At 66.4% G+C, this 11,373-nt stretch carries 10 protein-coding genes; 6 read left to right on the plus strand and 4 right to left on the minus strand.

Annotated features, from left to right (window positions below; translation table 11 throughout):
• Window positions 1-207: 207 nt before the first annotated feature.
• The 6 genes from U0042_RS29460 (at window position 208) to U0042_RS29485 (ending at window position 6,903) form a co-directional block, all read left to right on the plus strand.
• Window positions 208-1,029, plus strand: a complete 822-nt coding sequence (locus U0042_RS29460) for a GNAT family N-acetyltransferase (RefSeq protein WP_114811265.1) — start codon at window positions 208-210, stop codon at window positions 1,027-1,029.
• Between the two features lie 42 nt (window positions 1,030-1,071).
• Window positions 1,072-2,007 carry a 2-hydroxyacid dehydrogenase gene (locus tag U0042_RS29465; RefSeq protein WP_114811264.1) on the plus strand — a complete coding sequence of 312 codons (936 nt, stop codon included), beginning with the start codon at window positions 1,072-1,074 and terminating at the stop codon, window positions 2,005-2,007.
• A 228-nt stretch (window positions 2,008-2,235) separates the two neighbouring features.
• Window positions 2,236-3,618, plus strand: coding sequence for an aspartate aminotransferase family protein (locus U0042_RS29470; protein ID WP_114811263.1), 1,383 nt, complete (start codon window positions 2,236-2,238; stop codon window positions 3,616-3,618).
• 172 nt (window positions 3,619-3,790) lie between these two features.
• Complete coding sequence (locus U0042_RS29475) at window positions 3,791-4,273, plus strand: Lrp/AsnC family transcriptional regulator (RefSeq protein ID WP_017777368.1); 483 nt, start codon at window positions 3,791-3,793, stop codon at window positions 4,271-4,273.
• A 94-nt stretch (window positions 4,274-4,367) separates the two neighbouring features.
• On the plus strand, window positions 4,368-5,849 hold the full coding sequence (locus tag U0042_RS29480) for an NAD-dependent succinate-semialdehyde dehydrogenase (protein ID WP_114811262.1): 1,482 nt from the start codon (window positions 4,368-4,370) through the stop codon (window positions 5,847-5,849).
• Window positions 5,850-5,913: 64 nt separating this feature from the next.
• On the plus strand, window positions 5,914-6,903 hold the full coding sequence (locus U0042_RS29485) for a M14 family metallopeptidase (RefSeq protein ID WP_232833393.1): 990 nt from the start codon (window positions 5,914-5,916) through the stop codon (window positions 6,901-6,903).
• A 105-nt stretch (window positions 6,904-7,008) separates the two neighbouring features.
• On the opposite strand, the gene mctP is transcribed toward U0042_RS29485, so the two are convergent.
• The 4 genes from mctP to U0042_RS29505 all read right to left on the minus strand — a co-directional run bounded on the left by mctP (window position 7,009) and on the right by U0042_RS29505 (window position 11,362).
• Window positions 7,009-8,505 carry a monocarboxylate uptake permease MctP gene (gene mctP / locus U0042_RS29490; protein WP_114811261.1) on the minus strand — a complete coding sequence of 499 codons (1,497 nt, stop codon included), beginning with the start codon at window positions 8,503-8,505 and terminating at the stop codon, window positions 7,009-7,011.
• On the minus strand, window positions 8,502-8,714 hold the full coding sequence (locus U0042_RS29495) for a DUF3311 domain-containing protein (RefSeq protein WP_017777364.1): 213 nt from the start codon (window positions 8,712-8,714) through the stop codon (window positions 8,502-8,504). The genes mctP and U0042_RS29495 overlap by 4 nt, the downstream gene beginning before the upstream one ends.
• Before the next feature lie 396 nt (window positions 8,715-9,110).
• On the minus strand, window positions 9,111-9,281 hold the full coding sequence (locus U0042_RS29500) for a hypothetical protein (protein ID WP_198665318.1): 171 nt from the start codon (window positions 9,279-9,281) through the stop codon (window positions 9,111-9,113).
• A gap of 77 nt (window positions 9,282-9,358) precedes the next feature.
• The gene (locus tag U0042_RS29505) at window positions 9,359-11,362 is read right to left on the minus strand and encodes a hydantoinase B/oxoprolinase family protein (RefSeq protein ID WP_114811260.1); all 2,004 of its coding nucleotides are present in this window, start codon (window positions 11,360-11,362) and stop codon (window positions 9,359-9,361) included.
• Between the last annotated feature and the right edge of the window lie 11 nt (window positions 11,363-11,373).

Here is an 11,373-nt window from a genome sequence, read left to right on the forward strand (position 1 = left end):
CGACCGGAGAAACCGCGCGTTGTGCGCCGCTCATGCAGCGCACCGTGCGGCAGAGCAGAAGCCGGCCGGTGCGGGCCGTACCGTGCGCCGCCGCAATAAGATCGTCCTAGCCACGCGCGCCGGTTCGGTGCAACAGTAGCCAGGCGCAATAAAAAGGAGTGGAAAGTGACCGAACCGATCGCTGGAGCCAAAGTGCGGTTTCGCCCGATGACGGCGGCCGACCTGCCCGCCGCTCACGACCTGTCGCTCGCAGTGAAATGGCCGCATCGGCGCGAAGACTGGGAATTCGCGCTGAATCTGGGCACCGGCATTGCCGCCGAAGACGACACCGGTCTGCTCGGCACCGCGCTGCACTGGAAATATGGCGAGGCGCATGCGTCGCTCGGCATGGTGATCGTGTCGCCCGATCAGCAGGGGCGCGGCATTGGCCGCGAATTGATGGCGCGCACCATGGAAGCGCTCGGCACCCGCACCACGTTCCTCAATGCGACGCCTGCGGGCCTGCCGCTCTACGAGAAGTTCGGCTTCGCCGCCATCGGCAGCATTCATCAGCACCAGGGCATGGCGGGTGTTCATCCGCCCGCGGTGCAGCTTGCGCCGGGCGAGCGCATCCGTCCGCTCGGCTCGCGCGACCCGGCACGGCTCGCGGCGCTGCTGGCACGCGCGGCGGGCTACGACCGCACGCCGCTCATCGGCGCCCTGCTTTCCGTGGCCGACGGCGTCGTGCTGGATCGCGAGGGCGAGCCCGTCGGCTTTGCGTTGATGCGCCGCTTCGGACGCGGCCATGTGATCGGCCCGCTCGTCGCGCCGCATCGCGAAGGCGCACAGGCGCTGATCAGCCATTGCGTCGGCTCGCAAAGCGGGCGCTTCGTGCGCATCGACGTGGGCGGCGACACGGGCCTCTCGTCATGGCTCGACGACCTGGGCCTCGCGTTCGTGGACTCCGTCGTCACCATGGCACGCGGCACGCCGCCCCAGCTCGACGGCGAGGCGCGCGTGTACGCCGTCACCAACCAGGCGCTGGGCTGACATGAGACACACGCGCAGCGCCGTGCAGGAATAAGCGCCACCATGACGTTCCTCTACAAGGCGGACCCCGTACGCGGGGCGCAATGGGCGCGGCTATTCGCCGAAAAGGCGCCCCACATTCCATTCCATATCTGGCCCGAAGGCAGCGACGCCGCGCACGCACGCGACGTGCGTTACCTCGCGACGTGGGAGCCGCCCGCCCACCTCGCCACCGCGTTTCCGAATCTCGAGCTCGTGTTTTCGGTGGGCGCGGGCATCGATCAGTTCGACCTGTCCGCCATTCCTTCGCACGTGCCGGTGGTCCGCATGATCGAGCCGGGCATCGTGGCCGGCATGGTGGAGTACGCGACGCTTGCCGTGCTCGCGCTGCATCGCGACTGGCTCACGTATGCCGCGCAGCAGCGCGAACAACGCTGGCAGCCGCTGCGCACGCGTACGGCGAACGAACGCCGCGTGGGTGTGCTGGGTCTCGGCGTGCTCGGGCAAGCCGTACTCGCCAAACTGGCGGGCTTCGGTTTTCGCTGCGCGGGCTGGAGCCGATCGGCGCATGAAATCGGCGGCGTGGAATGCTTCGCGGGCACCGCTTCGCTGCCCGCGTTTCTGGCGCGCACCGACATCCTCGTGTGCCTGTTGCCGCTCACCCCGGCCACGCGCCACATCTTGTGCCGCGAGTTGTTCGCGCAGTTGCCGCGCGGCGCCGCGCTCGTCAACGTGGGACGCGGCGGGCATCTGCAGCAGGACGATCTGCTCGATGCACTCGACTCGGGCCAACTCGACGCCGCCGTGCTCGACGTGGCCGAGCCCGAGCCGCTCACGCCGGGCCATCCGCTCTGGCGCCACCCGCGCGTGATGCTCACGCCGCACGTGGCCAGCATGACGCAGCCCGACAGCGCCGTGGATGTCGTGCTCGATAACCTGCGTCGGCATCGTGACGGCTTGCCGCTTATCGGGCTCGTCGATCGCACGCGCGGCTACTGAGCGCCTTGCCCGTGGAAACGGCCCGCAGCACAAAATGCTGCGAGGCCCGAAAAAAAGCCATTTCCCGCCTGTTGGCCACGGCGATTCTCAACGTCATCGTCGATTGTGTCCCGCTAAGATCGTCTGCAAGCGGTACGTGCCGAACGCAGCATGCGTCTTCCGCACGCGCCTTCTGCACGCGCTTTCTGCACATTGCGCTACGCCACCGAACGATTGAACGCTCACGCCATGTCGACTTCCGCACTGATCGAATCCGACCGCCAACACCTCATCCATCCTGTCGTCAGCCTGCGTGCGCATGAAGCGCGCGGCGTCACCATTCTCGAATCGGGACGCGGCGCGTGGCTGCGCGACATCGAAGGCAACGAACTGCTCGACGCCTTTTCCGGACTCTGGTGCGTGAATACGGGCTACGGCCGCGAAAGCATCGTGCGTGTGGCCACGGAACAGATGAGCCGCCTGCCCTACGCGACCGGCTACTTTCATTTCGGCTGCGAGCCGGCCATAAGCCTCGCCGAGCAGCTCGTTCAACTTGCGCCCGCTTCGCTCACGCGCGTCTACTTCACGCTGGGCGGGTCCGACGCCGTGGACGCGGCCATCCGCTACATCACGCACTACTACAACGCGACGGGGCGCCCGCAGAAGAAGCAGTTCATTTCGCTCGAGCGCGGGTATCACGGCTCGTCGTCCGTGGGTGCGGGGCTCACGGCGCTGCCCGCGTTTCATCAGCACTTCGATTTGCCGCTGCCGAACCAGCACTACATTGCCTCGCCGTATCCGTATCGCAGCGAGTACGGCCACGATGCCGACGCGCTGATCGCGGCGTCCGTGGTCGCGCTGCGGGCCAAGGTGGAAGCGCTGGGCGGACCGGAACGCGTCGCCGCCTTCTTCTGCGAGCCGGTGCAGGGCTCGGGCGGCGTGATCGTGCCGCCGAAGGGCTGGCTCAAGGCCATGCGAGAAGCGTGCCGCGAACTCGACATCCTGTTCGTGGCCGACGAGGTCATCACCGGCTTCGGCCGCACCGGCCCGCTCTTCGCCTGCGAGGCGGAAGGCGTGGAGCCCGATTTGATGACGGTCGCGAAGGGCCTCACCGCAGGCTACGCGCCGATGGGCGCGCTGCTGATGTCCGAGCGCGTCTACTCCGGCATCGCGGACGGCGCCGGTACCTCGGCCGTGGTCGGCCACGGTCAGACCTACTCCGCGCACCCCGTGAGCGCCGCCATCGGACTCGAGGTGCTGCGCCTCTATCACGAAGGCGGGCTGCTCGCGAACGGCATGGCCCAGGCGCCGCGTTTCGAAGCCGGCCTGCAGGCGCTGCTCGACCATCCGCTGGTGGGCGACGCGCGCAGCCGCGGCCTGCTCGGCGCGCTCGAACTCGTCGCGGACAAGGCGACGCGCCGCCGCTTCGACCCGGCGCTCAACCTCAGCGAGAAGATTGCGGCGTCGGCGTGGCGCAATGGTCTGATCTTCCGCGCGTTCGCCGACAACATCCTCGGCTTCGCACCCGCGCTCTGCTATACGGCAGAGGAATTCGACACGATGTTCGTACGCCTGAAGACCACGCTCGACGACGTGCTGGCGCTGCCCGAAGTGCGCGCCGCCGTGGCGTGAGGATGGCGCACAACTGCATGGAAGGCCCGTTGCGAAACCTGCGCCGGGCCGCTGGAAGGCTTGCTGGATAAGGGTTAGCCGCGTAATTTTCCGCTTCTGCGCCGTGCTACGATAGCCCCGTTCCAGGTACCCGAGGTCAACGCGCGCCGTGTCAACTCAAGCAAGCAATTCGATGAAGCTGGACCGTATCGACCTTCGCATTCTGTCGCAACTGCAGAAGAAAGGCCGCATTACGAATGTCGACCTCGCAGACGCGGTGGGCCTCTCGCCCAGCCCGTGTCTGATTCGCGTGAAGCGGCTCGAAAAGGCCGGCTACATCGCGGGCTATGGCGCTCATCTGCAGCTCAACAAGCTGGGCGACGTGCAGCTCGTCTTCACGGAAGTCACGCTGCAGGACCATCGCCGCGAAGACTTCGCGAAGTTCGAGGCGAGCATCCGCACCGTGGACGAAATCGCCGAATGCCACCTGGTGAGCGGCGGCTACGACTATCTGCTCAAGTTCGTCACGCGCAGCGTGGTGCACTACCAGACCGTGATGGAGAACCTGCTGGAACGCAACATCGGCATCGAGAAGTACTTCAGCTATGTGGTGATCAAGTCGCCCTTCGTGAAGAACCATTACCCGATCGAAACCCTGTTTCCGCTGACCGACTGATCGCGTCGCGCTGCATGGCAGCGCCGTTTCTGCGCCCGACGTGCGGTCCATACCATTTATTTCGGCTTCCTTACTACGTCTTTCGAGTGCCGCCATGCCCCTTACCCTCGACCGCTCCGAACTCGCGCGCACCGGCAACTTCATCGCCGGGCAATGGCGCGACGCAGCCTCCAGCGCACGCTACCCCGTCAGCGATCCGGCCACCGGCAAGTCCTTCACGAGCGTGCCCGACAGCGGCCCGGAAGATGCCCAGGCCGCAGCCGATGCCGCCCATGCCGCCTTCGAAAGCTGGCGCGAACGCACCGCCCGCGAGCGCGCCCAGCTCCTGAAGCGCTGGCACGCCGCCATCGTGGCCAACACCGAAGACCTTGCTCGCCTCATGTCGCGCGAACAGGGCAAGCCGCTTGCCGAAGCGCGCGGCGAAGTGGCCTACGGCGCCTCGTACGTGGAGTGGTTTGCCGAAGAAGCCGTGCGCAGCTACGGCGACATGATCCCGGCCCTGATGCCCGGCAAACGCATGATGGCCGTGAAGGAACCGGTGGGCGTGGTGGCGGCCATCACGCCGTGGAACTTCCCGCTCGCGATGATCGCGCGCAAGATCGCGCCGGCGCTCGCGGCCGGCTGCACGGTGGTCGCCAAGCCGGCCGAAGACACGCCGCTCACGGCGCTCGCCCTCGCGCGTCTCGCCGAAGAAGCGGGCTTGCCGCCCGGCGTGCTCAACGTCGTGACGGCGTCGCGCGACCACACGCCGGCCACCGTCTCCAGCTGGCTCGCGGATGTCCGCGTACGCAAGATCACGTTCACGGGCTCCACGCCCGTGGGCAAGCACCTCGCGCGCGAATCCGCGGATACGCTCAAAAAGCTTTCGCTGGAACTGGGCGGCAACGCGCCGTTCATCGTGTTCGACGACGCCGACGTGGACGCCGCCGTGGACGGCCTCATGGCCGCCAAATTCCGCAACGGCGGGCAAACCTGCGTGTGCCCGAATCGCGTGTACGTGCATGCCGGCGTCTACGATGCGTTCGCACGCAAACTGGTGGCGCGCGTGGCGGCACTGCGTGTGGGGCCCGCCACGCGAGACGACTCGCAGATCGGCCCCATGATCAACGCGCGCGCCGTCGCCAAGATCGAACGGCACGTGCAGGACGCGGTGGCGCATGGCGCCACGGTGCTCACAGGCGGCAGGCGTCTGCAAGGCGAAGGGCTCGACGGTCCGCACTATTACGCGCCCACCGTGCTCGGCGAGGCCAACCGCGAGATGGCGCTGTTCCGCGAAGAAACATTCGGCCCGGTCGTGCCGCTCTTCCGTTTCGAGAGCGACACCGACGTTGTTCGCGACGCCAACGACACACCCTTCGGGCTCGCCGCCTACTTCTATTCGCGCGACGTGCGGCGCATCTGGCGCGTGGCGGCGAAGCTGGAAAGCGGCGTGATCGGCATCAACGAAGGCGCGCTCGCGAGCGAGGCCGCGCCGTTCGGCGGCGTAAAGGAGTCGGGCTATGGCCGCGAGGGTTCGCGCTATGGGCTCGACGACTATCAGCACATCAAGTATCTGTGCCAGGGCGGGTTGAACTGAGCCGCAAAACGAGCTTCCAACCCAGGCTCGAATCGATCAACGCATGATGAATGCAGGCTTTCTCATGACCACCCACGCCGACGAGACCCACATGAACGCCGCCGACGCCTATCCCGTCGATGTCGAATTCCCCGACCTCGCGCCCTACGCCGCGGGCAACGCCGGCGTGCCCTACGTCTACACGTTCGACAGCGGCATGGCGGGCCCGCACGTCATGATCAACGCGCTCACGCACGGCAACGAAGTGTGCGGTGCGATCGCGGTAAAAGCGCTGCTCGATGCCGGCGTGCGCCCGCGCAAGGGCCGGCTGACGCTGGCCTTCGCCAACGTGGATGCGTACCTCACGTTCGACCGCCGCAAGCCGGACGCGTCGCGCTTCGTCGATCAGGACTTCAACCGCGTGTGGAGCGCCGCGAAGCTGAACGACCGGTCCGTGGACTCCACGGAGTTGCGGCGCGCCCGTGCCATGCAGCCCGTGATCGACACCGTGGACATGCTGCTCGACCTGCACTCCATGCATGAAAAAAGCGCCCCGCTCGCGCTTTCCGGGCCCCTCGACAAAGGCATTGCGCTCGCTCGCCAACTCGGCGCGCCTGCCACCGTGATCAGCGACGAAGGCCACCCCGAAGGCCGGCGCATGCGCGACTACGCCGACTTCGGCGACCCGCGCAGCGCGCGCAATGCGCTGCTCGTGGAATGCGGACAACACTGGGAGCCCTCGGCCGTCACGGTCGCGAAAGATTGCACCGCGCGTTTTCTCGCGCTCACGGGCGTGCTCGACGAATCCGACTTGCCCGCCGGCTGGTTCGCGCCGAAGCCCGACGCCGTGCGCGTGATCCGCGTGACCGAGCCCGTTGTCGCGAAGAGCATGGATTTTCGCTTCGCAGGCCCTTACACAGGGCTCGAAACCTTCGAGAAGGCGGGCACCGTCATCGCGTGGAACGATGGCGAACCTGTGGTCACGCCGTACGATAACTGCGTACTCGTCATGCCGTCGCTGCGGCAGTTGAGGCCGGGAGTGACGGTGGTGAGGTTGGGACAAGTGGTGGCGTGACTCAGTACCTATCGCGCTTCGGCATCGCCATAAAAAAGGCAGATGCGCCACCCCAGCGCATCTGCCTTCCATGAAACAAGCCGCGATTCCAGAAGATCGCGAAGCTTAAGCCGCCACTTGCCGCTCGCCTTCGCGCTGCCGCGCCGGGGTCGCGAGCGACACCACGAACGTGACCACGATGTTCGCGGCCAGCGCGATGAGCCCGATGTAGAGCGGATACACCGCACCACCCACGTGCAAGGCGAACACCGGCTTGAGCCCTTGCGAAGCGGCGAGCCCGGTGCCGATCACCACGCCCACCAGCCAGCCGCACAGCAGGCCCGTGGAACTGAACCGGCGCGTGTAGAGCGTGAACACCACCGACGGGAAGATCTGCAGAATCCACACGCCGCCCAGCAGTTGCAGGTCGATGGCGAATTGTGTGGGCAATGCCACGATGAAGATCAGTGCGCCGAACTTCACGACGAGCGAGACGATCTTCGCAGTCGATGCTTCAGCCGCGGGCGACATCGAGGGCGACACCAGCGGACGCCACAGGTTACGCGTGAACAGGTTCGACGCACCAATCGACATGATGGCCGCGGGCACGAGCGCGCTGATCGCGATGGCGGCCGCGGCGAAGCCGACGAACCACGACGGGAACAGCGTGCCGAAGAGCGCCGGCACCACGTCGCTCGCCGACTTCACGTGAATGCCGGCCGCAATCGCCATGTAGCCGAGCAGCGCGATCAGCCCGAGCAGCAGCGTGTACGCCGGCAGGAAGATGGCGTTCTTCTTCACCGTGTCCGCGGACGCCGACGAAAGCACGCCCGTCATCGTGTGCGGATACATGAACGCCGCGAGTGCGGAGCCGAGCGCCAGCGACGCATACGCCGTGAACTGCGACGGCTTGAGCAGAATGCCCGTTGCGCCGCCCTTCGCCTTGAAGTAGGTGTCGGCCGCGTCGAACACGTGGCTGTAGCCGCCCAGCTTCACGGGAATCAGGCAGACGGCTGCGATCACGACGATGTAGATCATGATGTCTTTCACGAACGCGATCATGGCCGGCGCACGCAGGCCGCTCGTGTACGTGTAGAACGCGAGAATCAGGAACGCGACGATCAACGGCAGTTCGCCCGACACGCCCAGCCCCTTGATCACGACCTGCATGCCCACCAGTTGCAGCGCGATGTACGGCATCGTCGCGACAATGCCGGTGATGGCAACCGCTGCGGGCAGCCATTTGCCGCCCAGCTCGCCATGCACGTAGTCCGCCGCGGTGATGTGGCCTTTGGCGTGCGCCACCTTCCACAGCTTCGGCATGACGGCGAACACGAACGGGTAGACGATGATGGTGTACGGCAACGCGAAGAAGCCATACGCACCCACCGCATACACGAGCGCCGGCACGGCGATCACCGTATAGGCGGTGTAGAAGTCGCCGCCCACGAGAAACCACGAAATGACGGTGCCGAACTGGCGGCCGCCCAGGCCCCACTCGTGCAGCTGCGTGAGGTCGCCGCGTTTCCAGCGCGCAGCCAGAAAACCCACGATGGTCACGAGCGCGAAGAAGGCGATGAAGACGGTCATCGCTACCGGGTTCACGGGATTCAGATCGTTCATTTGGTGCCCCGATAGACGGCGTATAGCAGCAGCGAAGTCAGCGGCACCCACAGCAGCTGATACCAGTAGAAGAACGGGAAGCCCGCGAAGGAAGGCCGGCTGTCGTTGTAGAACGGCAGCCACAACAGCGCGGCATAGGGAAGCAGCAGGAGAATCCAGCGCCAGCTGCGGCCGGATCGTCCCTCGTCCGTACGAGGCATTTCAGTCATGGGTCTCTTCTCCATGGTTCTGGTCGAAAGGGGACGCCATGCGCCGCGCAGGCAGCGCATGTCGCACGAACCGGGACTGCGAGAAATGCTGGCAGGAAGGGGGGCGCACGCAAAGCGCGATGCGAGGCTGCCAGGATTGCCGAGGTCTCCGTCCTTGTTCTCGTTCGACTGGCCGCGACGATGGGCGCCGCGGGCCGGATGGTCGAACTCTTTTGCGGGACGAGTATCCCCAAACTCACCACGCATCACAAGCGTGGAACCACGTAGGCAATCTACGTAGTTCTACATAGGCGGCTTGCAATCCTTTCGGGCGCGCGCGGGCGGCCGCGGGGCCGCGTGGGGAAAACGTAAGCGATGGCGGCGCGCGGGTGGGGACACGCGCCGCGCCCCGCCGCTTCAGCCGACAGGCGGCTCGCCTTCGCCCGGCGCTTTGCCGGGCTTGTCGGCGGGGCTCGAATTGTCTGCCGCGTCGCGCGACGGCGGCAGTTTGCTCTTCTCGTTGTCGCTGTGGCGCGGCGGTTTCGGATGCTGCGGGTCCGGCGTCGTGTCGTGTCCGGTGGTGGCCATGGCAAGCTCCAGAGCGTCGGCTAATACGGATACGGAGCGAAGTAGCAAGCGCCGGACCCGCTGCGCAGCGCGCTCGTTCAGCCGGCCTTGCGCAGCTCCGGCAGCGAAGCAGCCAGCTCGGCGTAGATCGAATCGATCAGGTCGGCGCGGGTCACGCTGGGGTCGTTGGCCGCGATGCGTTCGTCGAGCGCCTCGAATATGCGGTGTTTCACGAAGTAGCGCCATTGCACCGGCACGCCCGCGAGAATGCGCGTGAGCGCCGCATAACGTTCGCGCGTCCACTTCGCTTCGAATGCCGTGCGGTAAGGGCCGAAATCGAAGGCCGGGGGCTGCGTGCCCGCGAGCCGCCGACGCGCTTCTTCGCGCAGCATCCGCGTTTGCGCCTCGTCGACCTCGCCGTCTGCAATGGCGACGGCATACACCTCACGTGCCTGCTGTTCCGTAACGTAGCCGCGCAGCACGTCGTCGCGCACACGCTCGATCTCGCGCGCCTCGGGCCGGCCATAACCGCCCGCGCCTGCGCCCACCAGCCGGATCACGTCGCCCGGATTGCAGACCACCAGATCGTTGTTGCCCAGTTGCTCTTCGTGCGGCGTGCCGGGGTTCTTCGTGAAGCGCGCATTCGCGCCTGCGCTGCCGCCGCGCAGGCCCCACGACGCGAAGTGCGTGCGGTCGCGATTGCGGGCGGTCACCAGCGTGTTGGGGGCGAACACCTTGAACTCCATGACGAGCCCCTGACCGCCGCGGAACTGCCCCGCACCGCCCGAGCCGGGCGCCACGCCATAGCGCGTAATGCGGATCGGCACCTCGGCCTCGTTGATTTCAACGGGCGTGTTGCGCAGGAACGCGTTGTTGGCGCCGGACCCGTCTTCGCCGTCGTCCAGCGACATGCCGCCCGCGCCGCCGCCAATCGGCCCGATCGATGCCATCACCGTGCGCCCGTCGCGGTCCAGCGTCTTCACGCTGAGAATCGAGAGGCCGCCTGCGGGGCACGCGGGCATCCGGTCGGGAATGGCCTGTGCAAATGCACCAAACGTGAGCAGGTGCAGCAGCTTGCTCGTGAGACTGCGCATGCCGACCGCCGCGGGCCGCTGTGCATTCACCACGGTGCCCGGCGGCAGAATGCAGCGCGCCACGCGCAAGAGGCCGCTGTTGAGGAGAATGGAAGGATTGAGCGTGTAGAGCACGTAAACAAAGCCGACCAGCGCGAGCGCATGCCGTTCGCGTCCGCCCGTGGGCATGTTGAGCGACGACTGCAATTGCGGGTCGCTGCCCGTGTAGTCGAATTCGATCGCCCCGCCGCGAATGCGCAGCGTGAGCGCCACGCGCATGGGCTTGCCGCGCACGGAGTCTTCGTCCGCGTACTCGGCGAAGAAATAGTCGCCGTCCGGAATGTCGCGAATGAGGGTCTGTGCCTGCTCCTCGGCGTAATCGAGCAACGCGTACATGCCGGCCCTGAAGGACTCGACGCCGAAGCGCTCGATGATTTCCAGCACCCGTCGCTCGCCCGTATGCAACGACGCAAGCTGCGCGTGCAGATCGCCCACGTTCTGGTCCGGCACGCGCACGTTGGCCGCCATGATGCGCAGCAGGTCTTCGTCCAGCACGCCCGCGCGCACGATCTTGGTGGGCGGAAAGCGGATGCCTTCCTGCTCGATCTCGGTAAGCGTGCGCGAAAGCGACGCGGGCACGGCGCCGCCCATGTCGGTGTTGTGAATGTGCCCGCCCACGAAGCAGACAATCTCGCCCTCGTAGAACACCGGCTTCCACAGCACGATGTCGGGCGTATGCGTGGCGACGAAACCGCTATACGTGTCGTTCGTCATGCCGATGTCGCCGGGCTCGTAGTGGTCGATCATGCCGATCACGGGACCGTAGTCGAGCCCGACGTACCACGTGGCGCCAAGCGTTTTGGGCGACGCGAAGGTGTGGCCCTCCGGCGTCATGATGGCGCACGAGAAGTCTTCCGTTTCCTTCACGAACGTGGAATGCGCGGTGCGCACGAGCGTGTAGGCCATGCTCTCCGCCGCGGCCACACAGTAGTTCGCGAAAATCTGCAGCACTGCCTTGTCGAATTGCATTTGCGAGGCTC

The organism is Paraburkholderia kururiensis (assembly GCF_034424375.1).
GTDB classification, from domain to species: domain Bacteria; phylum Pseudomonadota; class Gammaproteobacteria; order Burkholderiales; family Burkholderiaceae; genus Paraburkholderia; species Paraburkholderia kururiensis_A.

Excerpts from the sequence above, each read along its gene's own strand:
- U0042_RS29480 (WP_114811262.1), top strand. The coding sequence starts at position 4,368 with ATGCCCCTTACCCTCGACCGCTCCGAACTCGCGCGCACCGGCAACTTC.
- U0042_RS29485 (WP_232833393.1), top strand. The coding sequence starts at position 5,914 with ATGACCACCCACGCCGACGAGACCCACATGAACGCCGCCGACGCCTAT.
- mctP (WP_114811261.1), bottom strand. The coding sequence starts at position 8,505 with ATGAACGATCTGAATCCCGTGAACCCGGTAGCGATGACCGTCTTCATC.
- U0042_RS29495 (WP_017777364.1), bottom strand. The coding sequence starts at position 8,714 with ATGACTGAAATGCCTCGTACGGACGAGGGACGATCCGGCCGCAGCTGG.
- U0042_RS29470 (WP_114811263.1), top strand. The coding sequence starts at position 2,236 with ATGTCGACTTCCGCACTGATCGAATCCGACCGCCAACACCTCATCCAT.
- U0042_RS29505 (WP_114811260.1), bottom strand. The coding sequence starts at position 11,362 with ATGCAATTCGACAAGGCAGTGCTGCAGATTTTCGCGAACTACTGTGTG.
- U0042_RS29475 (WP_017777368.1), top strand. The coding sequence starts at position 3,791 with ATGAAGCTGGACCGTATCGACCTTCGCATTCTGTCGCAACTGCAGAAG.
- U0042_RS29465 (WP_114811264.1), top strand. The coding sequence starts at position 1,072 with ATGACGTTCCTCTACAAGGCGGACCCCGTACGCGGGGCGCAATGGGCG.
- U0042_RS29460 (WP_114811265.1), top strand. The coding sequence starts at position 208 with ATGACGGCGGCCGACCTGCCCGCCGCTCACGACCTGTCGCTCGCAGTG.
- U0042_RS29500 (WP_198665318.1), bottom strand. The coding sequence starts at position 9,281 with ATGGCCACCACCGGACACGACACGACGCCGGACCCGCAGCATCCGAAA.